We start from the raw sequence: 25,647 nt of genomic DNA, 5'->3' as shown, positions 1-25,647 counted from the left end.
TTCATAAAAATGTTGTAGGGGGAAATCGCATGAACAGGAAATGGATTAAACTGTTTACAATTTCGCTTCTCGTAGTTTTACTGATTTCTGGCTGTACAAGCAACAATTCAAAGAATGGCAGTTCGACGAATACGAAAGAGCCAGCAACAGACAGCAAGGGAAATGTAGCTCCCGAAGGTAAACCGGCAACTTGGATTGCCGACCGGAAGATCAAAGGGCTAGTGTTCATGGGGTCCGACGATTACACCGAAGATATGAACCCGGAGATTAAAGCTAAGGTTAAAGAACTGACCGGTATCGATTTTGAAATTCAAATCATGAAAGCCGATCACTCCATTGACGGCTTGGTGGCTGGACTTGCAGCCGGCGACTTACCGGACTTTATTGCCTTCTACTTAAATAACAGCGGTCGTCCGGAAATGCCGGTAATACTGAAAGCGGCACGCGAAGGCATGTTTACGGACCTGACTCCTCTTATGAAAGATACCAAAGTATACAGCAAGTATTTGGAAAAAGGATTCTTGCCGATCGATACGCAGTATGGCGTTATGTTCCGTCCGGAATTCAACGGATCGACTTACTTCGCCCACATGAACATTAACCGCGAAGCCGGCTATTCGACCAATATTGTCGGCGGACCCTTCATCCGCAAAGATATCGCAGAAGCTTTGAATATTGATCCTCGTACGATCACGACTACGGATCAACTCTATGATCTGGCTAAGAAAATCAAAGCGGGCAACTTCAAAGACAGCAACGGCAAAGACGTAATGCCGATTGGTCCTGCTTACTGGGGTGGCGCAGAGGTCGGCAGATTATTCCAAGATTTGGAGTGGGGTGCCGATGACCAACGAATCAATCAAGACAAAGACGGGAAAATCACCCATGAAGCAGAAACGCCTTACGCGATGAAAAAAGTGGAATTCGTTAAAAAGCTGCTGAGCGAAAAACTAATGCAGCCGGAATTCTTCACGATCGATGAGAGTCGCGCTACGGAAGGCGCAATAAACGGTTCATGGGGAATCATCGCCAATATGCACAGCATGCAGGACTTTAACCAAGATGTGCACTATCTTCCGATCGGCCCGATCAAAGACGTCAACGGCTCTACGCAAATGAAAGTCGATTTCAAATCCGGTTATTCCGGATGGGCCATTCCGTCCACGACGAAAAATCCGGAAGACATTATGAAATTCGCCGATTTCTTAGCGAGCAAGCAAGGCAAGCTGCTATGGAAATATGGCATTGAAGGCCGCGATTATACACTGGATGCAGACGGCAAACCGCTCGTTAAACAAGAAGTACTCGATTTGAAAGCAAAAGATCCTAATGAAGCGAAAAAACTCGGGTTTGACGGCGTAGGCAATAGCTGGGGCAATATACTTGGCAGCACGGATAATGATAATATCGTCGACTTCGGCGAAGAAAATTGGGCGGATAAGTTGAATCAAGGCAAGAGCAAAGGCGCGGATATCGTTGCCGAATACGTGAATTGGAAGGAACAAAGGAAAAATGCAGAAGTTCGAGACGCATACACGCCGACTTCATTCCTGGGCGAGTTCGATAGAGGTACGGAATTGAAGGCAGCGTTGGATAACTACAACGATAGTCTTATCAAAGCTTATTACAGCAAAAGCACGGAAGAAGCGCAAAAAACGCTGGATAGTGCTTTGAAACAAATGAAATCGGCCGGATTGGATGACTATCTGAAGCTTATCACGGAGAAAAATAAGGATCCGAAAACGGTGTTGAAATTCTAAAGATCGATAAGAGGCAAGGCGGTCTACCCGCAGATGCGGATAGACCGCCTTCCTTCTTAGAAGTTTGGGGGAGATTACCATGGAATTTCATAAGTTGAGCGTTGGCGAAATCGTGTTTAAAGTGATTAACTACGTGATTATTATCGTTTTATGCCTGTCCATCATCCTTCCCTTCCTGAACATTATTGCCTTAGCGTTTAATCCCGGCAAAGACGCGGAAAGAGGGGGCATTTTCTTCTGGCCCAGGATTTGGTCATTAGATAACTTTAACCATGCGTTTCAGACGGCTAGTATTGGCACCGCGTTCACTATTTCTACATTCCGTACAGTCGTAGGTACGATTGCTAGCTTATTCCTAACGGCAATGGCGGCTTATGCGCTTAAGAGCAAGACGCTGCCTGGCGGGAAGTTCTTCATGATGATGATTTTCTTCACAATGCTGTTCGGCGGAGGCACTATTCCTTACTATATGCTGTTGAAATCAGTCCATCTGACAGATACCATCTGGGTGTACATCATTCCAAGCTTATACAGCGCGTGGAATTTGATTATATTCCGAACCTTTTTCCAACAGCTTCATCCGAGTTTGGAGGAATCGGCACGTATTGACGGGTATAACGATTTTTCGATCTTCATGCGCATTATTATGCCTCTCAGCAAACCGGTCATCGCGGTTATCGCATTATTTAGCGCCGTCGGCCACTGGAATGATTGGTTCACGGGCGCGTTCTTCGTTCGCAAAGAAAGCTTGCGTCCGCTGTCCACGCTGCTTCAAGAAATGCTGATGAGCGCGGAAGCGATGCGGGATACCTTGAATCAGGCTGCGGGTACGAGATACGATTTGCTTCTGAAAATTCAAATTACGAGCAACTCGCTGAAAATGGCCACGATCGTAATCGTAGTAACGCCTATTATTCTCATTTACCCATTCGTACAAAGGTTTTTTGCAAAGGGCGTTATGATAGGTTCGATGAAAGAGTAGCATCTGTGGGGAGGATGGATGAGCATTGGAGATTATAAATCCATATAAACAAACAGGTTTTTGGCTTAAAGGGAGTTTTCATAATCATACCGACAATAGCGATGGATGGTTTCCGCTTGAAACGGTATACAAAATGTACGGCGGCTATGATTTTCTAGGTATTTCCGATCATGATAAAATTACGAAACATGAAGGTAAGATGGAGATCCCGACCGTTTTTGAAGCGATTGAAGTGAGCAGTCGGCAAACGCATATGCTCCTCGTACAGCCTCCTCATATTATAATGGAGGGATACAGCAACGAATTTACGATTGAAAATTATCAGCGGTTTGTGGATCTGACGGTTCAAAACGGCGGATTTGCCGTTCTCGTTCATCCGAACCGCTATTTCTCGAACTATTGGAACCTGGAAGATATGCTCAAAATGGAACGTTATCTCGGGGTTGAAGTCTATAATGGAGACGGCAATCCGGAGTATGATATTGCTTTTGACAAGTGGGATGCCCTGCTGTCCGCAGGACGCAAGGTATGGGGCTTCGGCAACGACGATTCCCATGTATACGGTCAAGAGAAGCAGGCGTGGAACGTGGTCAAGGCTACAGAAAACACGAATGAAGCTATCATTGATGCGATCAAGGAAGGCAATTTTTACGTGTCTACGGGATATGGTTTTGATGCAATCCGAGTGGAAGGCGACACGGTAGTGGCTGATCTTCGTTCAAATGAATTGCTTGATAAAATGTATAAATACGTTACGTTTTTCGGTAAAGACGGACAAGTGCTGCAAGAAACGACAGGGCGAATCAAACAAGCGAAATATGAGTGCAAAGGCGACGAAGGGTACGTGCGCATCGCGGTTTATTTGGAAGGCGGGTATTCCGCGTTTTCCCAGCCGTTATTTGTCGAAAAATAAGGGCAACTAAAAGGAAATGTCGGGTACGTGGCGAATCCATCTCTTTGGTAGTTTCGTAGTATTCAGATGGGGTGAGTGAGATATGCAGGTCAAAATTAAAGACGTGGCGAAACATGCGGGTGTCTCCGTAACCACAGTGTCCAGGGTTCTGAACGGAGAAAAGTACGTCAAGGACGATCTCAAATCGAGAGTGAACCGTGCTATCGAAGAATTGGGATATGCGCCGAGTCAAATCGCCCGCAGTTTGGTACGTAAAAAAACGAACCTGATCGGCGTTATCGTGCCGGATCTCACCTCAAGTTTCTATTCTACGATTCTAAGCAGTATCGAAGAAATGGCAAGCGCCAACGATTATAATCTTCTAGTCTGCAATATAAGCGAGGATATCGACAAAGAGCTTAAATATTTGAACGTGTTTCAAGAAATGCGGGTCGAAGGCATCATTATTATGCATGAGAAGATAAATGAGCCAATCCGCAACTTTATCCATAAAATCAAAATTCCCGTTATTTTCTCTAGCGTGAAACCGATGGATCAAAAGTTTGTATCGGTCATTATCGACGACTATCAGGCCTCTTATGAGGCGACTAAATATTTGATAGAGCTGGGTCATGAGACGATCGGGTTCATCGGCGGCGATATGCGGGACATTACGTCAGGTCAAAACCGTTATAGCGGGTATCGGAACGCGATGACGGACGCCGGCACCAAACTGGTGTTCGAGCATATTCGTTTTGGCGATTATAAGGTCAAAAGCGGTTATGATCAAATGAAAGAGCTGCTAAGCGTGGAGCACCCGCCGACCGCGGTGTTTGCGGTCAGCGACGATATGGCGGTCGGGGCCATGAACTGCATTCGGGACCATAACCTGCGCGTGCCCGAAGATATTTCCGTTATGGGATTTGACGGCAGCCAGTTGACTGAGCTTGTAAGGCCGACGTTGACGTCAATGGAGCAACCGATTCAACAGATGGGCAAAGTAACGATGGACGTGCTGCTGAAACAAATTGCCGGAGAAACGATCTCAATGAGCGATGTTGTGTTGGAACATCGTTTGGTCGCTCGCGAAAGCTGCCGGAATAGGAATGAAGCAACGAGGATGTGACTAACTATGAAATCATACGATGCCATCGTAATAGGGGATGTCAATATCGATTTAGTCGTCGCGGGCTGCAATGAGTTGCCGGGTCCCGGTCAAGAGGTGCACGTACACAATATGACGCTTCATGTCGGAGGAGGCGCGGCTCTGTTCAGTATGGCTTTGGCCAAACTCGGCATGAAGGTGGCTTTTAACGGAAGTCTCGGGGGAGATGGCTTCGGTCAATTCGTCCGGGATCAATTTATTTTGTCTGGTATCGATACCAGTTTTATTAAGACCAGTAACCTAAACAATACGGGTATTTCCATTGCGATCAACCCGGAGAAAGACCGCTCTTTTATTACCTACTTAGGCTCTAATGCGGAACTAAACCTGCAGCAGTTGGACATGAACAGCGTCGTACTGGGACGGCATGTTCACTTGACAGGTTACCGCGGCAGCAAGAACCATAAGGAATACGTGGAGATGGCACGCAAGTTAAAAGCGCTAGGTTTGACGACTTCCCTCGACGTCGGATGGGATGAAACCGGAGAATGGTATGCCGGCGTAATTGAATTAATGAAAGAGGTAGATATCTTCTTCATGAACGAGGTCGAGGTTCAACATTATACCCGGCGAATACCGATAGAAGAAAGCATCCGGGAACTTTCCAGACACAGCCCGCATTTTGTACTGAAGCTCGGTTCGGCCGGAGCGGTTGCGACGGTCGACGGCGTTACGATGTACAGGTCCGGATTCGAGGTGCCTGTCGTTGACACGACTGGTGCCGGAGATTCATTTAACGCTGGGTACATTTACGGGTTCTTGTCCGGCCAACCGACGGAGCAATGTTTGCTGTTCGCCAACGCGTGCGGAGCGATGTCCATCACTCAGTTCGGAGGAAGCGCGGGGACGCCGGATAGGACCGCCTTAGAGCGGTTTATTGCCGATAACGTTAAATACACAAGCGATCATTGGGCAGCCATTTAATGATTCGAAAGTGAGGAGTTAGAATGAAACACAACAAATTGAGATTCCGATCAGATGGCACGTTTAAGATCGTTCAATTTACCGATATGCATATCAGGGATGGAATTGAACCGGATAAAGATGTTCAATCGCTAACTCTTATTCAGCAAATCATTGCGGCACAAAAGCCGGATTTAATCGTCCTTACAGGTGATGTTATTTCTAGTTATGATGTGGAGGATCAAGAAGGAACATTTCGCCGTGCGATTGCTGGCGTAGTTCATTCAGGAATTCCATTCGCCGTGGTTTATGGCAATCATGACTCTGAGAAAGGAATTTCGCGTCAACGATTGAACGAAATCTTGAAGGAATTCGCTAATAATTTATCTGAAGATGGTCCTGAGGACATACATGGCGTAGGCAACTATATTCATACCGTTGCGGGTTCCGCGAACGAAGAGGATGCGGCTGTTTTGTACTTTTTTGATTCAGGAGATTCCGCACCTAAGTCCATCGGTGGATACGAATGGATTCATCCGGATCAGGTTCATTGGTACCGCCAAGAATCCAGCAAGCTTGCACAGAAGAATGGCAGTCCACTGCCTGGACTCGCTTTCTTCCATATTCCGATTCCGGAATATGAGCAAGTTTGGCAGGATGGTACGATTAAAGGCAATAAAGGTGAGAAGGTCTGCTGTCCAAAGTTGAATAGCGGTTTATTCACGGCTATGCTGGAACAAGGTGATGTTATTGGGACCTTTGCCGGTCATGATCATGATAATGATTATGTCGGGGATCTCCACGGGATTCGGCTATGCTATGGACGTGTTACGGGTAACGGCACTTATGGAGAACTAGAGCGCGGAGCGAGAGTTATATCCCTATATGAAGGAAAGCGCGAGTTCGATACTTGGATAGAGGTAGGAAGCGGATTGGAAATAAACAATTGAGGTGAATTGCTTATGGCTGACGACTTAAAGTTTCGCGAAGACGGAACCTTTACGATCGTGCAGTTTACGGATATGCATTTCGGAGACGGGAAAGAGGAAGAGCGGCAAAGCGATGGTCAAACCGCGGCGTTGGTCGAAAAAATAATCGCGTTTGAAAAGCCGGATCTAGTCGTACTGACCGGCGATATGATCTGGAGCCACGGCGTTGCCGATCCGAAGGCTTCTTTTCGCAGGTCGATCGCGCCGGTCGTTGCAGCGCAAGTTCCTTGGGCTGCGGTATTCGGCAACCATGATGCGGAGGACGGGGTAACGCGAGAGGAACTGCTCGACATTCAGCAAGAAGATGAGAAGTGCCTTTCCGCTGCCGGTCCTGCCGACATTAACGGGGTTGGCAACTTTGTGTTGAAGGTGAAAGATGCCGACGGAAGCGAGGCCGCTGCGGCCTTGTATTTCCTTGATTCAGGCATCAATGCGCCGGAAGCGATCGGCGGTTATGCATGGATTCACCCGGACCAAATTCATTGGTATACGCAGCAATCCCGCCGGTTGGCGGAGCAAAGCGGCGGACCTCTTCCCGCGCTTGCCTTTTTTCACATTCCGGTTCCGGAATATGAAGCCGCATGGAACGGGGAGCGGGTAACCGGCACTAAGGAAGAGAATGTCGAATGCTCTAAAATCAACACCGGATTGTTCGGAGCGATGATCCAAATGGGGGATGTGATGGGCACCTTTGTCGGTCACGACCATGATAACGACTATTGCGGCACCGTACACGGGATTCGTCTGTGTTACGGACGGGTTTCTGGATATAACTGTTACGGCAAATTACAGAGGGGCGCCCGCGTAATCCGTATTTATGAAGGAAAACGGGAGTTTGACACCTGGATCGTTATGGAAGACGGAGGTGTTGTTCGATGAGCGCCATGGAAAGAGCCGATGACTCTGTCCAAACACTCCTATTCCCGGTTTATCAAGAAAGCCTGCAAAGGCTTGCGGAGCTGCCACAAATCGGGCAGCTTTTGCATTCCGCGGCTCTGCGTCCGCATATGGGAGCTAGGAATGCCGTAACTTGGTTCTATGGAAGACAACAAGGAGAACCGGATATCGTTGTCGTTGGTTTAGGCGATAAGGCGTCATTCCATCCTGCGCGTATCCGTGAAGCGGCTGGCAACGCCGGGCGAATGGCTGTCAAGGAGCGACGCTTGTCGGTTAACGTATCTTTTCAAGCTATGTTAAATGAAGAGAAATCATCCGATCTAGAAGCGGAAGCGGTCACGGCATGGGTGGAAGGTTGGAAGCTCGGAACGTATTCTTTCGATAAACACAAGAAGAAAACAGATAAACCGGAAGTCCCGACTCTCCATTTCGAACAGGAAACGAGCACGATAATCCAGGAAGCGATCCGGCTTGGGGAAATCCGCGCGGAAGGCACGATGTGGGCACGCGACTTGGCGAACGAACCTGCTAATCACTTGCGGCCGTTCACATTAGCGGATAAAGTGAAGGAGCGTTTTGCCGGTACGGGCGTAGACGTTAAGGTGTTCGCTGGCGAAGAGCTGGAGCGTCTCGACTTTGCAGGAGTTATAGCTGTCGGTAAAGGAAGCGTTTTCCCGCCGGCTTTCATAGAGCTTCGTTATTGCACGGATGATTCGAAGCCGCTTACGGCTTTGATCGGCAAAGGAATTACGTTCGATACCGGAGGGGTCAGCCTCAAACGCGATAACGACATAAGCGATATGAGGATGGATATGGCCGGAGCGGCGGGCGTGCTCGGAGCGCTGGATATCGTCGTTAAAAGCGGCGCATCCGCTAACTTGGCGGTGTTGGTTCCGACAGCGGAGAACGTCATAGCCGGAAACGCCTTACTGCCAAGCGACGTGATCCGATACGCGAATGGCCTTACCGTTCAAGTCGGCAATACCGATTCGGAAGGACGGCTTATTCTCGCCGACGCGTTGATCCATGCTCATCGCATCGGTGCTGCCGAAGCAATTGATTTGGCCACGCTGACCTACTCGGTTGTCGGAGCGCTTGGCACCAAGATCGCAGGCGTATTCGGTGATGACGAGTTAGCGCTTACCCTCAAACACGCGGGTGAGCCATTCGGTGAGAAAGTATGGCAACTGCCGTTGGTGGATGAATACGAATCATACTTGGATAGCGCCTATGCGGATGTGTGCAATATCAGCAACGGTGATGGCGGGGGAGCGATTACGGCGGCGCTTTTTCTGCGAAAGTTCGTTGATCCTTCGTTAAGATGGGCGCATATTGACATGAACGGTCCGAAAGATTCATCTTCCGCCAAAGGGGAGCAGGCGATCGGAGCGACTGGATTTGGTGCGAGAATGCTGGCTTCATATATTATAGATAGGGTTTAGAAAGGGAGAGAGTTTCATGGATGGATTCGTGAAGGAAGCCGCGCTTGTAAAGCCATCGGAACGTCAGCTCGCGTGGCAGGAGATGGAGTTTTACGGTTTTATTCATTATACGGTCAATACGTTTACTAATAGAGAGTGGGGACTCGGGGACGAGGATCCGACTATATTCAATCCCTCCGAGTTAAACGCCGAGCAATGGGTGAATGTATGCAAATCGGCAGGCATGACGGGATTGATCTTGACTTGCAAGCACCATGACGGGTTTTGTCTGTGGCCGAGCCGGTTTACCGAGCATTCGGTGAAAAGCAGCTCATGGAGAGGGGGCAATGGCGATTTGGTCAGGGAGGTCGCCGATGCATGTCGGTCCGCCGGAATCCGCTTCGGCATCTACCTTTCGCCATGGGATCTTCACGAGCAGACGTATGGAGATTCCGATGCCTATAACCTCTTCTTTATGAATCAGCTCAGGGAGCTGCTGACCCAATACGGCGATATTTTCTGCGTATGGTTCGACGGCGCTTGCGGGGAAGGGCCTAATGGTAAAAGGCAGGTGTACGACTGGGCAAGCTATTATAAGCTAATCCGCGAGCTGCAGCCGGGCGCCGTTATTTCGGTATGCGGTCCGGACGTCCGCTGGTGCGGCAACGAAGCCGGCCATACCCGCGAATCGGAATGGAGTGTAGTGCCTGCTGTCTTGCAGGACAACGAGAAAATCCAAGAGAAGTCGCAGAAAGAAGATAACGGCGAGTTCGCCAAAAGGTATGATTCACAGGATGACGATCTAGGCAGCCGGGAAGTCATTCGCGGCGCGGATAAGCTTGTTTGGTATCCTGCGGAAGTCAACACTTCGATTCGTCCGGGATGGTTTTATCATACTGAGGAAGACGACCAAGTTAAGAGTTTGGATGAGTTGTTGAAAGTATACGTCGGGTCGGTCGGAGGCAATGCCAGCTTTCTGTTAAACCTGCCTCCGGATTGCCGTGGCTTGATTCACGAGAACGATGCTGCTCGAATGAGCGAGCTAGGGCAGGCTATTAAGAGCATTTTCGGGGATGATTTATGCATTGGCGCTAAAGCCGTCGCATCGGCGCAACTGGATGAATCGCATCAGGCAAACCATATGTTCGACGGGAATCCGGAAACCTACTGGTGCCCGCCGGAGGGGACCGAGCAAGCCGAGATCGAAATCGACCTGCAAGAACATCAAGCATTCGATTGCATCGTACTGATGGAACAAATCCGCAACGGTCAACGGATTGAAGGTTTCCGCTTGGAATGGAAAGAAGAAAACGAGTGGAAGCCGCTGTTTCAAGGCACGGTAGTCGGATATAAGCGGATATGCCGATTCGGCAAAGTGAACGTCCGCCACATTAAGCTTACGATAACGGCTTCCAGATGGTGTCCGACGCTTAAGAGCTTTCAAGTGTATTTAAGCAATTAATAAGGGGAAGGTGTCATGAACATCAGCGAAACAAGGGTTCGGCTGTCCGAAATCGTCCCGCGCATTTACCGTGCCGATTATTACCCGTTTCGTCCTCGCGAGCGAATAGGTCCTCGCAGGTCGTTCGTGCACTCGTTTATCTATATTTTCGACGGAAACGGCTCTATGACTATAGGAAACGAAACGCACGACTGCTCGCGCGAGGATCTGTTTTACATACCGCCCGGCGTACCCCATTTCTTTCGACCCGATGATGAAAATCCGATGATCCACGCCTCGATTTATTTTGACTGGATAGAGAGTAAACCCCGTGCTTGGGATATGGTGTTTCAATATGGCGATCTGCCATGTCCCCTAACCTTGAGAAATAGTGTACGGAACTAAACCCGCAATCCTCCGTGATGTCGGTGATCAACCTATAAGAATAACGGGATTTTTCCAGTTATAGTAATGGTTGCGCACAATGATTGAGGGATTAACGGCAATTGTCAGACTGTTGAGAAAGTCCCTTTCAAGCAGTTACAGAGCACCTATTTTTCATATATTTCCAAATATGTGCATTAATAAGTAGGCATTTAAAATGGAGAGATCTGTCCCCACTTTTTCTTGCCAGGTATCGAGCAATTTTCTTGATATTCTGCGCGATAGCTGTCATGAATGCTTGCTCTTGTACCTTAGCTTTGCCACGTAACCTACAACGGCGGTATCCATGTAGTTCTTTGGCATCAGCAAAGCTGCGCTCAATCGTTTGACTGCGCAGGTTGTAGACGGATTCTCCGGATTCACTCTTCCGGTAGCCAATGACCTTTTCTTTGCTCTCTTCCCAAACGTGACGTTGTATCTTTCGCTGGTTACTTTGGTTGGTCGTACATTTAGTCAATAATGGACAATTCACACAATGTGCCGAATCCGATACATACTCTGCGTATCCAGAGCGATTTGTTGTTTGATACTTGAGCTTTTCACCGGCAGGACATAGGTATACATCGTTTGCTGCATCGAAGATGAATTGTTGTTTGGGATAGATGCCAGGCGTCGCAGGTGCTGCACGTTCCGCAATAGCTGCACAAATCTGCATACGCTGGGTTTGTTCACAGATATAAGGTGTCATATAGCCAGAATCCAGTGCAATGGCTTCCAGCGTGTCTGCAAATCCGAATGTATCGAGTTGATGCTTCAAGCGCGCTATATACACGGCTGAATCATTAACGTTACCGGGAGTTACGAACACATCTGTAATGATATTGTACTTGTGATCCACCGTGCGGTGATCCAAATTGAAGAAACCTTCCGGCTTGTTCTTACGCGCCATATAGCCGCATTCAGGATCCGTCACGCTCACTCTTGTTTTCTTCGTTTCCACTCCCTCCTCTTGGGGAGGCAGTGGCTTTTTTCCATGGGCTTCACGGCTTTCATTGACGGCCTTTTCCAGTTCTTCTACATACGATTGCGGTGTGTCTTCGACAACTTGCATCGTATAGCGATTTTTGTTTGCATTCGCTTGCATGTGTGTAGAATCTGTTATCAAAACGCGACCCGCCACCATGCGGTGTGTTATGGCTAGACGGACGACTTCGTCAAAAATATCTTGGAACACAGTTGTTCCTTTGAATCGCGTGTTACGATTCCAGCTTATCGTAGAGTGATCCGGCACCTTATCGTTGAGGCCAAGCCCCAAAAACCAACGGTAAGCGGCATTCGGAATGATTTCCTGCTCTAACTGACGCTCTGAACGGATTCCGTATAAATAACCAATGAGCATCATCTTAAACAAACGAACGGGGTCGATCGGCGGTCGCCCTTGGCTTTCGCTATAGAACGCACGGACTTTATCCATGATAAAAGAAAAGTCGACATTCTCATGTATTACCCGAAGGAGATGACTTTGAGGCACGAGTATATCTATACATGCCAGTTCCATTTGGTAAATTTCCTGAGCGTCTAATTTCTTGTTCTTTAGCAAAAGTACCACCGCGCCTTCCAAATCATTTACTTATATTATATCACATTAACGCGTTAATTGAATGAATTATAGGACTTTCTCAACAGTCTGAATTGTCCATTTATTTCTAAAAAGATATTAGGAGAAGGTAGAGGAATGGGGTAAATAAATGGACTTTTACAGTAAAATCGATAAACCTGCTTTAATTTACCCTAATTAACGGGAGATTTGCAGTTATTTACTGTCTGCTATTCTGCAACATAATTAGGCGGTTAAACTTCCATTAAGGAGAAGCCGTCAAATCTGCCGAATAGTCTAACGCCGAATAGCCTGACAAGGTGCGAGAAAGTTAATAATGTTATTGAAATTCGATGAGGCTGTCCACGGGTCATTCATGACCTCAGGACAGCCTCATTCAATCGTTGACGCTGAATCAACCTTCCATCGCTTTAACTAAAGCACCGAGCTTAATTATCGTGTTCCAGTTGCGCGAAGTTACCGTTGAGCCAAGTTTCGCGAGATTTTTCGCCAACTTCGAATCCAATACGCTTTGCCGGAACAGAAAGTAAATCTCTTCCCCGCTTATTTGATACTCGTCTTTTTCATCGCTGCTCACCGACAAGATGTCGATCGCCTTCTGCGAAGGCGCTTCAGTCAGCACGGAAACCTGTATGCTCTCTCCTTCTAGCAAGGAGTCGGCCGCGTACGGACATCCTTCAATAATCCGCTCCAGTTGCTCGGCCGTTCTCAAGACAACGGTTGCCGTAACGCCGAAACTTGCTTCGATCGCTTGCTCGATCCGCCCCCGCAACTGTTCCGCTCCATCTTCCGATTCAAACAGCACATTGCCGCTTTGAATATAGGTTTGCACATTATTTAGGCCGATTGCTTGCAGCGAAAGCTTCAATTCCGCCATCGGAACCTTATTTTTTCCGCCTACGTTAATTCCTCTTATTAGTGCGATGTAAATCGTCATCCCAATGTCCTCTCCCTCGTTACCCGCTTTGTCCGTGGGACTGTTCCATTAATAATCATTATAAAGAATCAGCTTTAACTTGTCTGTAAGCCAAGCTGGAGCTAGTCTGCATAATTGGTCAAGTCCCCTCATAGACATGAAGCATGGAATTATTAATGTGCAGAGGGGTGGATCGCATGCGTCGTCGGATTTCATGGATCACCGCTGTTGCTCTTTTCTCGGTCATCTTCTTGGCCGGTTGCGGGAGCAAAAATGCGGATTCGATCGTGAAGGACCTGGACAAAGTCGTCGGTAAGATGGAGAGCTATGAAGGCAGCGGTACGATGATCTTACATACGGGACAGCAGCCGCTGGAGTACAAAGTGGAAGTGTGGTACCAGAAGCCGCAGCTATACCGGATTTCATTGACCAATGCCAAACGGGACATTACGCAAATCGTGCTCCGCAACGGAGAAGGGGTATTCGTTCTCACCCCGCAGTTGAACAAAAGCTACAGGTTCCAAAGCGATTGGCCGGACAATCAAGGACAGGTTTACTTGTACCAGACTTTGATCCAGAGCATCTTAACGGATAACTCCAGGCAGTTCACGAAAGACAAGGATACCTACGTATTCGATGTCATGGCGGGCAATTATCAGAATGGCTCCTTCGCGCGTCAGAAGATTTGGCTGGCACAGGACAATTATGCACCGAGACATGTACAAGTTTCAGACGCTAACTCCAACGTCATGGTAGAGGTCAAATTCGACTCCTTCGAATTCGGCAAGAAGTTCGATAAATCGGCCTTTGACATGGACAAGAACATGGGGATCGTCCCTAATTCGAAGCCAACTGATTCGTCGGCGGAGGGAAGCGCAAGCCCTGATGCGACGACGGCTCCGGATGCCAGCTCTACTCCAGACGCAACTGCTTCGCCGGATGATGAAACGTCCGCGGAACCGGATCAAGGCGGCGTGAAAGGCGAAGGCGACGGCAAAACCGGGGCAATAACGGATCAGAAGGTTACCGTCATTGAACCGGACGTGGATGCATTGCCTGTAGGCGTTGAACTTAAGGACACCAGCGACGTAGATCTTGGAGATCACCAAGGGGTAATGCTTCGTTATTCGGGAAGCTACGATTTCACCATTGTCGAGATGGTGTCCAAGGATAGAGCCGTTTCACTTACCGAGGGAATCGCGCTTGATCTCGGCTTTACTTTAGGACATTTAACCGAAGGCGATACAAAATCGCTTACGTGGAGCTACGATGGCGTTGAATACCGACTGAGTACCGGGGATCTGCCGCATGAAGACATGATCCGCATTGCGCAATCGATGGTAGAGTCTTCAGGTAAATAAAAAAAAAGGGCCGATCGCTTAGTGATCGGTCCTTTCCACAACCGCAGAGACCATCCCTCGGACAGAGAAGCTATTTAGCTAAACACGATAGGAAAAGGTTGCCTGCCTGATTAACGTTGACAGCACAGCATCCTCCCGGTAACATTACTTTAATGTAGTATTAGCAGCAGGGTAGGTGACCGGTCCGTGGACTGTTATTACCGGCCGACCGTGGCCGAGATTTCCCTTGATGCCCTTGGATCCAACATCGGAGCGTTCCGCGAGCATCTGGCTGACGGCACGAAGGTGCTGGCATCCGTCAAAGCGAATGCTTACGGGCACGGGGCAGCAGAGATTGCGCGAAGAGCGGTGGAAGCCGGTGCGGATTATTTGGGCGTAGCGTTCCTCGATGAAGCGTTGCAACTGCGCGCGTCGGGAATCGACTCCCCTATTCTGGTTCTAGGCTATACGCCTCCAGCGGGGTTTCTACTTGCAAGGGAGAAAGGCATTACCTTAACTTTATATCGCAACGAGATGCTTGACGATGTGGCGAATCTTCCCGCATCCGGCAACAAATTAAAGGCTCACATTAAGATCGATTCGGGTATGGGCCGACTTGGCTTGCTTCCCGGGAAGGAAGCCGAACAGTTCTTGGAACGGGCTTTCACGCTTCCCCAGCTTATCGTGGAAGGGCTTTTCACCCATTATGCGCGAGCGGACGAAGAAGATAAGGGCTACACACACCTTCAAATAGAAAGATTCGGCAGCGTTGTTGATTATGTTCGCCGTTCTGGAATGCATATCCCCATCGTTCATTCGGGTAACAGCGCCGCAGGCATTGATTTACCCGCGCATGTCGGCAGTATGCTTCGTCTGGGCATAAGCATGTACGGCTTGTATCCGAGCGCGGAAGTGAATACCCGTCAGGTTCAATTGGAGCCTGTGCTCACATTGAAGACGGCGGTCGTTCATGTTAAAACCTTGGCAGCTGGAGAAGGCATAAGCTACGGGACGCGTTACTTTACCAAGGGTCAAGAATCCATCGGTACGCTGCCGATCGGTTATGCGGACGGCTTTAGCCGAATGCTGAGCGGGAAAGCGGAGGCGTTAGTCAGAGGGCGAAGGGTTCCCGTGCTGGGCACGATCTGCATGGATCAATGCATGATCCGGTTAAACGATGCGGAGGTCGACGGGCAGCCGAAAATAGAGCCGGGCGAAGAAGTGGTGTTGATCGGACGGCAAGGAGATGAGTTTCTCTCCGCGGATGAAGTCTCATCAAGGCTCGGAACGATTAATTATGAGTTGATCTGTATGCTGTCCGCACGGATTCCGCGAGTCTATAGAAGCAACGGAGATGTCGTCTCGGTATTTAATCCGCTTCTAGGATAATAATGGAATCGATTTTTTTGCTGCGAAGCGGCAGGAATGTCTAAAGGAAATCTAGAATAATTAATAGTGGAATTGTATGGAATCGTATATTTCTTTGCAGACTCATGCATACTGGGAAATAGGTTGCTTGTTGGAAAATCTTTGGGGGTGTCTGTTCGGTGGCCAATTTACACAATACGAAACGCATTATGATCAGTCTTCCGGATCATTTGCTGCGCGAAGTCGACTTTGTCGTCGCCAAGGAAAATACGAACCGCAGCGAGATTATTCGCCAGGCCATGAAGCATTACCTGGTCGATCGAAAGCAACGGTTAATTCGCGACGCGATGCAGCGCGGGTATTTGGAGATGGCTAAGATTAATCTGAACATGGCATCGGAAGCGTTCCACGCTGAAGGAGATGCCGAAAGCACACTCGAACGCCTCGTAAGCGGGGTGTAGAATTTGATTGTTAAACGTGGGGATGTTTTCTACGCGGATTTGTCGCCGGTAGTCGGTTCGGAGCAAGGCGGGGTGCGTCCCGTTCTTGTTATTCAGAACGATATCGGCAACCGCTTTAGTCCGACGGTTATCGTAGCTGCCATAACGGCGCAAATCCAGAAAGCAAAACTGCCCACGCATGTGGAGATAGAAGCTAAGGTCCATGGAATGGAGCGCGATTCGGTCATTCTGATGGAACAAATCCGAACAATCGACAAGCAACGGTTAACGGATAAAATCACGCATTTGGACGATGAAACGATGCGAAAAGTGGATGAAGCTTTGCAGATCAGCGTAGGTTTAATTGATTTCTAAAATAAAGACAGGAGCTGCATGAAGCGGTTGCCTGTCGTTTTTGTGATTATATATAGGGGATTGGGAGCGTGTTTTAACGATGACAAAATGGAATGAACAATTGGAGAAATACGCGGAGTTGATCGTGAAGGTCGGCGTAAACGTGCAGCAGGGACAGGAAGTATTCATTACCGGATCGATCGAGATGGCATCCCTCGTCCGGCTGGTCGCAAGCAAAGCTTATGCATCGGGAGCGAGCAACGTACACGTCGATTGGACGGATGAGGCATTATCCCGATTGAAATACGAGAAAGCGGCGGATGACGTGTTCACGCGGTTCCCGGAATGGGAAACTGCTAAGAGAGGCGCTTTCGTAGCAAGCGGCGCGGCATTTATCTCGATTATTTCACCGAATCCGGATTTGCTTAAAGGCATCGATTCGAAGCGTATCGGCAATTATCAGAAGGCATCGGGTCAAGGGCTTGCGGAATTCAGACGCGCGATCCAAGCGGACAAAGTAAGCTGGACGGTCGTCGCGGCGTCGACGAAAGATTGGGCGGCCAAGGTGTTTCCCGACAGCGACTCGGATCAGCATGCCGTAGATCGGCTTTGGGAAGCGATCTTCCAGTCGGTTCGCTTGAACGCGGCCGATCCGGTCCAAGCGTGGGAAGAGCACAATGCGACGCTTCATCGGAAGAGCGATATCTTGAACGAGAGGCATTTCCGCAAGCTGCAATACCGGGCTCCCGGAACGGAGCTGACGATCGAGCTGCCGGAGAAACACATATGGGTCGCCGCAAGCAGCACGAACCAGAACAACATTCCTTTTATGGCGAATATGCCAACGGAGGAAGTGTTCACGGTACCTTTGAAAACCGGAGTGAACGGTTACGTATCGAGCACGAAGCCGCTAAGTCACGGCGGGAATATCATTGACGGCTTCAAGCTGACGTTCGAGAACGGCCGGATCGTTCAAGTGGAAGCGGAGAAAGGACAGGAAATTTTACAGCAGCTCGTCGATACGGACGAAGGCTCGCATTATTTAGGCGAAGTTGCGCTAGTGCCTCACGAGTCCCCGATCTCTCAATCGAACGTGCTGTTCTTTAACACGCTGTTCGACGAGAACGCATCGAACCACCTGGCGATCGGCAGCGGGTACGCCTTTAACGTCGAAGGCGGCAAACAAATGTCCCCTGAGGAGCTCGCTAGCAGCGGCGTTAACTCCAGCATTACGCACGTCGACTTTATGATCGGCTCGGCGGAGATGGATATAGACGGCGTTCTTGACGACGGGACGGTTGTTCCGATTTTCCGTAAAGGGAACTGGGCGATTTAAGCGAATTTTAGGAGCGTCAATTTATCGTCTCTCTGCCGGCTTCAGCCGTGGGGAGGCGTTTTTTACGTGGGCTAAGCGGCATTCAGGCTTGCTTATGAGGGCGGCAAACTACATAATAATAGGATGTAAAACGCAACGGGGGGCACTTATTGATGAGCGTGAGCAACGAGACGACGGCAGCGGCAGGGAACGTGCAAGAGAGAATGATTAAGCAAATCGCGTCGGAGCTGGGCATCGGCCCTGGTCAAATAAGGACGGTAGCGGCTTTGTTGGACGATGGCAATACGATCCCTTTTATCGCTCGATATCGCAAAGAAATGACAGGCGAGTTGGACGAGGTGCAGCTTCGCGCTATCGACGACCGGCGTACTTATCTTAAGGGGCTGGAGGATCGCAAAAGCGAGGTGATCCGGCTCATCGAGGAACAAGGCAAGCTGACTCCGGAGCTTCAGGCCGCGATCGAGAAATCGGTTAAGCTGCAGGAGGTGGAGGATCTCTATCGACCATACCGGCAGAAAAGAAAAACGCGCGCGAGCGTCGCCAAAGAGCGGGGCTTGGAGCCGTTGTCGCAGTGGTTGCTGTCCCAGCCTCGGCAAGGTGACTTGATCGGGGAAGCGGCTAAATACGTAGACGCCGAGAAGGGCGTGAACACGCCTGAAGAAGCGATACAAGGCGCGTCGGACATTGTTGCAGAAGGGCTTGCGGATGACGCGGATATTCGCCGCTGGGTACGCAGGTTTACGTGGGAGCAGGGCGTGCTCCACAGCAAAGCTAAGGACGCGGATGCAGAATCCGTGTACGAAATGTACTACAAATATTCCGAACCGCTTAAACGGCTGCCGCCCCATCGCGTACTGGCAATGAATCGCGGGGAACGCGAAGAGGTTCTGGCCGTTTCCATCGACGTTCCGATCGAACGGATTGTCGAAGAGCTGAATCGCAGAACGTTGAAAGGGCCGTCCGTGACGCGCGATACATTGGCGGCTGCGGCTGAGGATGCTTACAAACGGCTCATTTCCCCATCGATAGAGCGAGAGCTGCGCGGCGAGTTGACCGAGAAGGCAGAGGAGCATGCGATTAGCATCTTCTCCGAGAACCTGCGCAACCTACTGCTCCAACCTCCCGTCAAGGGACGTGTCGTGCTCGGCGTCGATCCCGCTTACCGGACAGGCTGCAAACTAGCCGTCGTTGACGATACCGGCAAGCTGATGGAAGTAGCGGTTACTTATCCGACTCCTCCGCATAATAAGAAAGCGGAAGCCGAAGTGGTATTCCGGCGGCTCATCGTCCAATATGGCGTTCAGTTGCTCGTCATCGGCAATGGTACCGGCTCCCGGGAAACGGAGCAATTTGTCGTCGGCATTATCCATAGTATGCCGGAACGCAGCCTGCAATATTTGATCGTCAACGAGGCGGGTGCAAGCGTCTACTCCGCTTCCAAGCTGGCGGCGGAAGAATTTCCTGATCTGGACGTTTCCGAGAGAAGCGCGGTTTCCATCGCTCGACGATTGCAGGATCCGTTGGCCGAGCTCGTAAAAATCGAACCGAAAGCGATCGGTGTCGGTCAATATCAGCATGACGTTACGCAGAAAAGGCTTGACGAGAGCTTGTCGGGCGTCGTGGAATCGGCGGTTAACCACGTCGGCGTAGACGTGAACACGGCATCCCCGTCGCTGCTCTCTTATGTGTCGGGAATCAATGCCACGATGGCTCGTAATATCGTTAAGCTTCGCGAAGAAAAAGGAAAATTCGTCGAACGGTCGCAAATTCAGAAGGTGCCAAGGCTTGGCGCCAAAACCTATGAGCAATGCGCAGGGTTCCTGCGAATATCGGACGGTAAAAATCCGTTAGACCAAACTCCGATTCACCCGGAATCTTACGAGGTTGTCGGGCGTCTCTTCAAAGATTTAGGCTTGAAGCTGACGGATATCGGCACGGAATTGCTAAAGGATAAGCTGAAGGAAATCGAGCTCGGGGAAGTGTCCGACCGACTCGGTGTCGGCGTACCGACCCTTCGCGATATCGTGGATAGCTTGCAGCGTCCGGGACGCGATCCCCGCGACGAGCTGCCGCCTCCGATTTTCCACACGGACGTGCTGGATATCGAGGATTTGAAGCCGGGAATGGAGCTGAAGGGAACGGTTCGCAACGTGGTCGATTTCGGCGCTTTCGTCGACATCGGCATCAAGAACGATGGACTCGTTCATATTTCCCAAATCAGCAACAAATTCGTCAAGCATCCTACCGAGGTAGTCGCGGTCGGCGATACGGTTACCGTATGGGTGCTCGGCTCAGATCTTAAGAAAGGCCGCGTCAGCTTGACGATGCGCCAGCCCTAATCATCGTGTAAGCCCGAACGGATTTATCCGTTTCGGGCTTTCATTGACCAATCATGATTAGTAGTTTCACGCATTTACCTCTTGCCCTAATGTACGGAGTTCGATACAATTTTAGCTACTGGAGGCGATAAAATGAACCCGGAAAAATGCGTCGGATCCCATCATCCCAAATGGTTTGGATTAGCGTTGCAAGCGCTTGTCATTTTATCGAAAGACAGAGTTCAGACTTGCCCTAGCGCCGAGCTTGCCGTTCTCCTTCAATCGGAAGCAACGCTGCTTAGGCGTATTCTCGCTACTCTCGTTAAGGGGGGTATTCTGGAAACGCGCGAAGGGCGGGACGGGGGATACCGGTTAAGAAGAGATCCTTTCGAGATAACTTTAGCGGAGGTCTATACGGTTCTGCAGGTGGGAGATCCGCTTAGCTTCGGGATTAAGGAAACGACGGGCACGCATACGTTCGGCAAAGAGATGAAGGCGATTTTCTGCGAGCTTACGGCAGAGATGGACCGTTCTTTGTTAGAAGTACTCGGGCGTTATACGGTTGGTCAGATTGCGGAACGAGCTCATGATTGCAAGGGAAGCTCGCTCGCGAGCTTAGGGATTTCGGGTAGTTGACTTTTATTTTTATTGGTCTTATACTGTGCAATATACGTAACAGTTAATTCGTTTTTTATTTGAGTTATACTGTGTGATTATTAACACAGATAATTCTAGGGAACAATGATGGAGTGCAGTTAGGTGTACTCATTCGAAGCAATACCTGTCTTTATGGCTTCTTTTCCGCTAAACTGTGTAAATTTTACCTCAGATTAATCATCATCAAAATGGAGGAATTAAAATGTCATTAACTCAAACCGCGCAAAACCCAGCTTTTTCGACCGTTGTCCGGGAACGCCATTCCGTAAGAAGTTACGATCCAACGTTTAAGATTTCCAAAGAAGAAATGACCGATCTGCTGGCAGAAGCAATATTGGCTCCTTCCTCTTCCAATGTGCAGCCATGGCGCTTTCTCGTAATCGATTCGCAGTCTCTCAAAGAAAAGCTGCTCCCGATCGCCAATAACCAACAGCAAATCGTGGAAGCTTCGGCGGTCATTGCGGTATTAGGAGATCTAGAAGGCTACAAGCTGGTCGAGAAAATCTATAATCGCGCACACGAAGCCGGATTCATGCCGGAAGATATCAAGAATACGTTTATCGCCAACACGACGAAAATGTACTCTTCTCTTCCTCACGAAGTCGCGAGCAGAATTATCTATACGGACGGCGGACTTGTTTCCATGCAGCTGATGCTGGCAGCTAAAGCGAGAGGTTACGACACGGTGCCAATGGGCGGTTACAACCGGGAGAAGTTCGTCGAAGCGTTCAACATCGGCGAGCGTTACGTTCCGATCATGCTGATCGCGGTAGGCAAAGCGGCCAAAGAAGGACATTCTTCCGTTCGGCTGACGGTCGACGAAGTGGCGAGCTGGAACGAGTTTACTTTAGATAAATAATCAATTACGCAAAAGGGATCTTCTCATCCAGCCAACATGGCGGACGGAAGATCCCTTTGTCGATCTTTCAAGGGCTAATCCCTGCGGTATCTTTGGTTTTCTCGGGTTTGGCGCGGTAATAAAACCAACAATCGTTTAAAAGACGAATTTGCCGGCGATCTTTTTTCTGAAACGCGGACATCAACTGGTTGCAAAGCCACTGCGGCATCGGAATCGTCCTCCTCCCATCGCATGCTGTATCAATAGCATATGGGGATAGGCGGATGGCCGTGCAGGTCCGATAACAGTTTGGTTGTTACAGCATATCCTCTTCTTCGTACCATTGCTCCAACTGGGCTTGAAGCGCGCGTATTTCCGTCAACAGCGAGATAAGCGGATAGGAGCCCTCGCGGATGGAGGCGAAGGTTTGCTCCAATTCGTTCACGTATTGCAAGCCGCCAATCGGAGATTGATTCTCGTCAAGCAGATCGAGCGCGCGGAATTCGGCAATCGCCTTAGGAAGTAGCGGTACGTTATCGGCGGTTAATTTGGATAATTCTTTATGAAGGCGTAAATTCAATGCGCTTAGTTGGTAAGCATGAGATGCAGGCATTTCCACGAATTGAAGATTTCCTTGTTGCTCCTGCAAAAGAATATAAGACATTTCCGGCATAACATTTGGTCTCCCCTCAACCATTTCTACTTGACAGTGTAGCCCAATGTCGGACTACAATTCAAGTAGGCCAAGTCGATCTGGATGCCGGTAATGTCTTGGCTGGATATAAGGAGGGCAAGTTATGAACGATCAGGAGTTGCAGCAATGGATTGAACGGGTGTCTTTGACGTTCTTCGGACGGCCCTTCCTGCATAAAGCTTCCTTTAATCCGCGGTTGCGGACGACGGGCGGACGTTATTTTACGAAAAGCCATAATATCGAGATAAGCCCGCATCAGTTGACCGTTCATGGCGCCGAAGAGACTGAAGCCATTATCAAGCATGAGCTATGTCATTATCATTTGCATTTGCAACGGAAGGGATACCAGCATCGCGATGCCGACTTCAAGCAATTGCTCGCCCAAGTCGGTGCGACGCGGCATTGTCGAGCGCTTCCTGGCGCGGCTAGGAGCCTCCCGGTTAAGTATCTGCTTGTTTGCCAGGCATGCGGCATGAACTACCCTCGCAAGCGGCGCACAGACCCTCGGAAGTACGCTTGCGGCCGTTGTCGAGGAAGGCTCAAGTTGCTGCATGCGCAACCTGAGCCTGTTGGCGTCGGATCAGATCGCTGAATCAGCGGCTTTTGTTGGTTGCAAGGATTTGGCGGCCTGGGATTGCGGTGGAGTCGACTTGTTCGCTTTATTTCTTACGAATAACGCGATTCCAAGAAGGGCGACGGCCATCATGAGGGCGCCTACTCCAAGGCTGGGAATTACGTGATCGGCGAAATCATCGGGAGAAGCGATGGCGGAACCGGATTGGAAAATCAACCCGCTGATCGCGATGCCGAATACGCCGCCTAACTCCCGGGTAGCATTGCCGATCCCGATCGCTTCACCGGAAGCATCTTCGGGAACGGAGGATATCAAGCCATGGGATAACGGCGTGAAACTTAGCCCCATTCCGGTTCCCGCGAGCATCATTGGAGCTAACATATACGTGAATGGAAAGTCGAATCCCTGCGATTGAATAAGCAAGGCAAACCACGCGAGCGCTATGCCCTGAATGAAGAGTCCGGTAAGCAGCACGTTCTTGTTGCCCAATCGGTTAATGGCCAAACCGGCCAGCGGGGCTGCGATCATCGTCATTGTCGTCCAAGCCATCTCTCTGACTCCGGCTCCCAGCGGTGAATTGCCTTGTGCTTGCTGGAGAAATAGGGTCAGAAGAAAGATGGCGCCGAATACGCCAGCATTCATCCAAAAGCCGGCAAAGACGTAGAAGGTATATTCCTTGCGACGGAATAAGTCGAAGCGAATGAATGGATTGCTGCGAGTTCTCTCCCATAGGTAGAACAGAATGAGCAGTAAACCGCCAAGCGCCAAGGAACCGACGACGATCGCAGAGCCCCATCCCTCGGTATTCCCGCGCTCCAAGCCGAAAATCAAACCGAACAATCCCGATGTCAGCAATAGAACGCCGATAGGATCCAGAGGTTTGCGGATACCTTTCGACTCCGTGAGCCATTTTAACCCTAACAAGAACGCGATCACGCCGACAGGAACATTAACGTAGAAGATCATCTGCCATGGAGCGCCTTCCATAATCAAACCGCCGACAAGCGGCCCGATGCTGAGGCCGAGACCGGAAATTCCGGACCATAAGCCAATGGCTGCGGCTCTTTTTTCAACCGGAAATGCAGAATTAACCAGCGTGAGGCTGAGCGGCACGATTGCGGCACCCCCAATGCCCTGAAGGGCTCTGGAGAGAATTAATTCTATGGACGAATCGCTTAAACCCGATAATAAAGAGCCGATCGTAAATACGACAACTCCCCCGAGAAATACTTTCTTCCTGCCGATCGAGTCACCTAAGACGCTGAAGGGAATAAGCAGCACGGCAAAAGCAAGCGTGTAGGAATTCATGAACCATTCCAAATCCGACAGCGTTGCGCCAAGATCCTTCTGGATGGAGGGGAGCGCAACTCCTAGCACCAAATTATCGAGCATGGCCATGAATAAGGCGATGCAGGTGACGAGTAATAAACGAACGCGAGCTGGGGTAAACATGTTAGATCTCTCCTTGTGGTTTTGTATTTTATTTATTGATAAATAAATGTTGGGTAAAATGAAACCCCGATTAATCGAGGTCGTCGCACCACGGTGACAATTTCGGCATCTCCAATACCTCAGAGAGAGTAATAATGAGGCCGCAGGAAATAAAAACGCTCGCCTCGCGACTGGCGTTCGGAACGCCGGCTTTCTCGAATCGTTCCTTCACTCTTTCGTAAATCAGAGAAAATTTCTCCTTTGAAAATTCCCGCACTCCGGGCTCGGGAGTCGTGAAGCATTGCATGAGCAGCAGGATCTCGTTCCTGTGGGTTTGGAGCAGGTCGTTGAATGCTTCGCCCATCTGATTGCTTAGCTGCTCCGGAGGCGCCTCCACGGAGACGAAAGCATTCAGCATTCGTTGATAAGCCCGATCTAATACTGCGAGATACAATTGTTCTTTGGTTTTGAAGAAATGAAATACATAAGGCTGCGTAACGCCAACTGCTTCAGCAACGTGCGCGGTTGTTGTTTTGTAGAAGCCCTGAGAAGCGAACAAGGCTGCGGCGCTATGCATGATCTGTTCTTTACGGCTTGCTGCGACTTCCTCCTTGGGGCTCACGGGAGCATCGTCTCCTTTTCATCTGGCGAGTTGAAATGATTTATTAATAAATAAATAACATTTGAACGGCTAGTCTGTCAATCGTTATTTTAAACATTTATTAATTTAGGGCACGTTGGCAAGAGATATGCATGCCATAAATTTCAAGTGAAAAGTCGGTACAATTTCGTCGTGAAATGCTGTCAATTTGCTGAGAAAATGTCACCTTAACTCTTCCGAGAAAATGTCACTTTTACGGTGTTTCCAAACCACCGTTAGGTGGCTTGGACTGTCGTTGATTTTGTGGTATTCTTTACTTGCTTTTGAT

24 protein-coding genes and 1 pseudogene are annotated in these 25,647 nt (G+C 49.5%); 19 read left to right on the top strand and 6 right to left on the bottom strand.

Translation table 11 applies throughout. From position 1 onward, the window contains the following. The first annotated feature begins 29 nt into the window (after positions 1 to 29). The 10 genes from K7P76_RS17265 to K7P76_RS17220 all read left to right on the top strand — a co-directional run bounded on the left by K7P76_RS17265 (position 30) and on the right by K7P76_RS17220 (position 10,855). Complete coding sequence (locus tag K7P76_RS17265) at positions 30 to 1,760, top strand: extracellular solute-binding protein (protein WP_232186563.1); 1,731 nt, start codon at positions 30 to 32, stop codon at positions 1,758 to 1,760. A 79-nt stretch (positions 1,761 to 1,839) separates the two neighbouring features. Continuing rightward, on the top strand, positions 1,840 to 2,742 hold the full coding sequence (locus K7P76_RS17260) for a carbohydrate ABC transporter permease (RefSeq protein WP_232186562.1): 903 nt from the start codon (positions 1,840 to 1,842) through the stop codon (positions 2,740 to 2,742). A 25-nt stretch (positions 2,743 to 2,767) separates the two neighbouring features. Beyond that, positions 2,768 to 3,655, top strand: a complete 888-nt coding sequence (locus K7P76_RS17255; RefSeq protein ID WP_232186561.1) for a CehA/McbA family metallohydrolase domain-containing protein — start codon at positions 2,768 to 2,770, stop codon at positions 3,653 to 3,655. A gap of 82 nt (positions 3,656 to 3,737) precedes the next feature. Then, positions 3,738 to 4,760 carry a LacI family DNA-binding transcriptional regulator gene (locus K7P76_RS17250; RefSeq protein ID WP_232186560.1) on the top strand — a complete coding sequence of 341 codons (1,023 nt, stop codon included), beginning with the start codon at positions 3,738 to 3,740 and terminating at the stop codon, positions 4,758 to 4,760. A 6-nt stretch (positions 4,761 to 4,766) separates the two neighbouring features. After that, a complete protein-coding gene (locus K7P76_RS17245; protein WP_232186559.1) occupies positions 4,767 to 5,723 on the top strand; it encodes a carbohydrate kinase family protein in 957 nt (318 codons plus the stop codon). A 23-nt stretch (positions 5,724 to 5,746) separates the two neighbouring features. Beyond that, entirely contained in the window at positions 5,747 to 6,652 is a 906-nt protein-coding gene (locus K7P76_RS17240) for a metallophosphoesterase family protein (RefSeq protein WP_232186558.1), read from the top strand. A gap of 12 nt (positions 6,653 to 6,664) precedes the next feature. Further along, on the top strand, positions 6,665 to 7,570 hold the full coding sequence (locus K7P76_RS17235; RefSeq protein WP_232186557.1) for a metallophosphoesterase family protein: 906 nt from the start codon (positions 6,665 to 6,667) through the stop codon (positions 7,568 to 7,570). Further along, positions 7,567 to 9,030: a leucyl aminopeptidase family protein gene (locus K7P76_RS17230; protein WP_232186556.1), complete on the top strand. Its 1,464-nt coding sequence runs from the start codon at positions 7,567 to 7,569 to the stop codon at positions 9,028 to 9,030. The genes K7P76_RS17235 and K7P76_RS17230 overlap by 4 nt, the downstream gene beginning before the upstream one ends. Before the next feature lie 16 nt (positions 9,031 to 9,046). Continuing rightward, positions 9,047 to 10,471: an alpha-L-fucosidase gene (locus K7P76_RS17225; protein ID WP_232186555.1), complete on the top strand. Its 1,425-nt coding sequence runs from the start codon at positions 9,047 to 9,049 to the stop codon at positions 10,469 to 10,471. 15 nt (positions 10,472 to 10,486) lie between these two features. Then, complete coding sequence (locus tag K7P76_RS17220; RefSeq protein ID WP_232186554.1) at positions 10,487 to 10,855, top strand: AraC family ligand binding domain-containing protein; 369 nt, start codon at positions 10,487 to 10,489, stop codon at positions 10,853 to 10,855. Positions 10,856 to 11,072: 217 nt separating this feature from the next. Here the strand turns inward: K7P76_RS17220 and K7P76_RS17215 are convergent. After that, positions 11,073 to 12,392: pseudogene (locus K7P76_RS17215) on the bottom strand (IS1182 family transposase); the annotation flags it as partial. Between the two features lie 454 nt (positions 12,393 to 12,846). Next, complete coding sequence (locus tag K7P76_RS17210) at positions 12,847 to 13,389, bottom strand: DUF1697 domain-containing protein (RefSeq protein WP_232186553.1); 543 nt, start codon at positions 13,387 to 13,389, stop codon at positions 12,847 to 12,849. Between the two features lie 176 nt (positions 13,390 to 13,565). Here K7P76_RS17210 and K7P76_RS17205 point away from each other — a divergent pair, with 176 nt between their 5' ends. From K7P76_RS17205 to K7P76_RS17170, 8 genes are all read left to right on the top strand, one after another. Further along, positions 13,566 to 14,729 carry an outer membrane lipoprotein-sorting protein gene (locus K7P76_RS17205; RefSeq protein ID WP_232186552.1) on the top strand — a complete coding sequence of 388 codons (1,164 nt, stop codon included), beginning with the start codon at positions 13,566 to 13,568 and terminating at the stop codon, positions 14,727 to 14,729. A 186-nt stretch (positions 14,730 to 14,915) separates the two neighbouring features. Continuing rightward, the gene (gene alr / locus K7P76_RS17200) at positions 14,916 to 16,097 is read left to right on the top strand and encodes an alanine racemase (protein WP_232186551.1); all 1,182 of its coding nucleotides are present in this window, start codon (positions 14,916 to 14,918) and stop codon (positions 16,095 to 16,097) included. 158 nt (positions 16,098 to 16,255) lie between these two features. After that, on the top strand, positions 16,256 to 16,537 hold the full coding sequence (locus K7P76_RS17195) for a CopG family ribbon-helix-helix protein (RefSeq protein ID WP_232186550.1): 282 nt from the start codon (positions 16,256 to 16,258) through the stop codon (positions 16,535 to 16,537). Positions 16,538 to 16,540: 3 nt separating this feature from the next. Next, positions 16,541 to 16,891, top strand: a complete 351-nt coding sequence (locus tag K7P76_RS17190) for a type II toxin-antitoxin system PemK/MazF family toxin (protein WP_232186549.1) — start codon at positions 16,541 to 16,543, stop codon at positions 16,889 to 16,891. A gap of 79 nt (positions 16,892 to 16,970) precedes the next feature. After that, positions 16,971 to 18,206 carry an aminopeptidase gene (locus K7P76_RS17185; protein WP_232186548.1) on the top strand — a complete coding sequence of 412 codons (1,236 nt, stop codon included), beginning with the start codon at positions 16,971 to 16,973 and terminating at the stop codon, positions 18,204 to 18,206. Between the two features lie 152 nt (positions 18,207 to 18,358). Further along, the gene (locus K7P76_RS17180) at positions 18,359 to 20,545 is read left to right on the top strand and encodes a Tex family protein (protein ID WP_304518409.1); all 2,187 of its coding nucleotides are present in this window, start codon (positions 18,359 to 18,361) and stop codon (positions 20,543 to 20,545) included. 132 nt (positions 20,546 to 20,677) lie between these two features. Further along, complete coding sequence (locus K7P76_RS17175) at positions 20,678 to 21,160, top strand: Rrf2 family transcriptional regulator (RefSeq protein WP_232186547.1); 483 nt, start codon at positions 20,678 to 20,680, stop codon at positions 21,158 to 21,160. 223 nt (positions 21,161 to 21,383) lie between these two features. After that, a complete protein-coding gene (locus K7P76_RS17170; RefSeq protein ID WP_232186546.1) occupies positions 21,384 to 22,040 on the top strand; it encodes a nitroreductase family protein in 657 nt (218 codons plus the stop codon). A 67-nt stretch (positions 22,041 to 22,107) separates the two neighbouring features. On the opposite strand, the gene cmpA is transcribed toward K7P76_RS17170, so the two are convergent. Continuing rightward, positions 22,108 to 22,248, bottom strand: coding sequence for a cortex morphogenetic protein CmpA (gene cmpA, locus K7P76_RS17165; protein ID WP_232186545.1), 141 nt, complete (start codon positions 22,246 to 22,248; stop codon positions 22,108 to 22,110). A gap of 87 nt (positions 22,249 to 22,335) precedes the next feature. Beyond that, complete coding sequence (locus K7P76_RS17160) at positions 22,336 to 22,692, bottom strand: hydrolase/acyltransferase (protein ID WP_232186544.1); 357 nt, start codon at positions 22,690 to 22,692, stop codon at positions 22,336 to 22,338. A gap of 124 nt (positions 22,693 to 22,816) precedes the next feature. On the opposite strand from K7P76_RS17160, the gene K7P76_RS17155 reads away from it, so the two are divergent. Beyond that, the gene (locus K7P76_RS17155) at positions 22,817 to 23,305 is read left to right on the top strand and encodes a SprT family protein (RefSeq protein ID WP_232186543.1); all 489 of its coding nucleotides are present in this window, start codon (positions 22,817 to 22,819) and stop codon (positions 23,303 to 23,305) included. On the opposite strand, the gene K7P76_RS17150 is transcribed toward K7P76_RS17155, so the two are convergent. Next, complete coding sequence (locus tag K7P76_RS17150) at positions 23,294 to 24,739, bottom strand: MFS transporter (protein ID WP_232186542.1); 1,446 nt, start codon at positions 24,737 to 24,739, stop codon at positions 23,294 to 23,296. The genes K7P76_RS17155 and K7P76_RS17150 overlap by 12 nt on opposite strands. 70 nt (positions 24,740 to 24,809) lie before the next feature. Continuing rightward, positions 24,810 to 25,340 carry a TetR/AcrR family transcriptional regulator gene (locus K7P76_RS17145; RefSeq protein ID WP_232186541.1) on the bottom strand — a complete coding sequence of 177 codons (531 nt, stop codon included), beginning with the start codon at positions 25,338 to 25,340 and terminating at the stop codon, positions 24,810 to 24,812. Positions 25,341 to 25,647 lie beyond the last annotated feature (307 nt).

Origin of the sequence: Cohnella silvisoli (assembly GCF_021190915.1) — a bacterium.
GTDB lineage: Bacteria > Bacillota > Bacilli > Paenibacillales > Paenibacillaceae > Cohnella > Cohnella silvisoli.
The sequence above is the reverse complement of the archived record's forward strand: the minus strand, read 5'-3'. Positions and strand labels throughout refer to the sequence as shown.

Coding starts and splice junctions, on each gene's coding strand:
- K7P76_RS17265 (WP_232186563.1), top strand. CDS start 30: ATGAACAGGAAATGGATTAAACTGTTTACAATTTCGCTTCTCGTAGTT.
- K7P76_RS17260 (WP_232186562.1), top strand. CDS start 1,840: ATGGAATTTCATAAGTTGAGCGTTGGCGAAATCGTGTTTAAAGTGATT.
- K7P76_RS17250 (WP_232186560.1), top strand. CDS start 3,738: ATGCAGGTCAAAATTAAAGACGTGGCGAAACATGCGGGTGTCTCCGTA.
- K7P76_RS17245 (WP_232186559.1), top strand. CDS start 4,767: ATGAAATCATACGATGCCATCGTAATAGGGGATGTCAATATCGATTTA.
- K7P76_RS17240 (WP_232186558.1), top strand. CDS start 5,747: ATGAAACACAACAAATTGAGATTCCGATCAGATGGCACGTTTAAGATC.
- K7P76_RS17235 (WP_232186557.1), top strand. CDS start 6,665: ATGGCTGACGACTTAAAGTTTCGCGAAGACGGAACCTTTACGATCGTG.
- K7P76_RS17230 (WP_232186556.1), top strand. CDS start 7,567: ATGAGCGCCATGGAAAGAGCCGATGACTCTGTCCAAACACTCCTATTC.
- K7P76_RS17225 (WP_232186555.1), top strand. CDS start 9,047: ATGGATGGATTCGTGAAGGAAGCCGCGCTTGTAAAGCCATCGGAACGT.
- K7P76_RS17220 (WP_232186554.1), top strand. CDS start 10,487: ATGAACATCAGCGAAACAAGGGTTCGGCTGTCCGAAATCGTCCCGCGC.
- K7P76_RS17210 (WP_232186553.1), bottom strand. CDS start 13,389: ATGACGATTTACATCGCACTAATAAGAGGAATTAACGTAGGCGGAAAA.
- K7P76_RS17205 (WP_232186552.1), top strand. CDS start 13,566: ATGCGTCGTCGGATTTCATGGATCACCGCTGTTGCTCTTTTCTCGGTC.
- K7P76_RS17185 (WP_232186548.1), top strand. CDS start 16,971: ATGACAAAATGGAATGAACAATTGGAGAAATACGCGGAGTTGATCGTG.
- K7P76_RS17180 (WP_304518409.1), top strand. CDS start 18,359: ATGAGCGTGAGCAACGAGACGACGGCAGCGGCAGGGAACGTGCAAGAG.
- K7P76_RS17175 (WP_232186547.1), top strand. CDS start 20,678: ATGAACCCGGAAAAATGCGTCGGATCCCATCATCCCAAATGGTTTGGA.
- K7P76_RS17170 (WP_232186546.1), top strand. CDS start 21,384: ATGTCATTAACTCAAACCGCGCAAAACCCAGCTTTTTCGACCGTTGTC.
- cmpA (WP_232186545.1), bottom strand. CDS start 22,248: ATGCCGCAGTGGCTTTGCAACCAGTTGATGTCCGCGTTTCAGAAAAAA.
- K7P76_RS17160 (WP_232186544.1), bottom strand. CDS start 22,692: ATGCCGGAAATGTCTTATATTCTTTTGCAGGAGCAACAAGGAAATCTT.
- K7P76_RS17155 (WP_232186543.1), top strand. CDS start 22,817: ATGAACGATCAGGAGTTGCAGCAATGGATTGAACGGGTGTCTTTGACG.
- K7P76_RS17150 (WP_232186542.1), bottom strand. CDS start 24,739: ATGTTTACCCCAGCTCGCGTTCGTTTATTACTCGTCACCTGCATCGCC.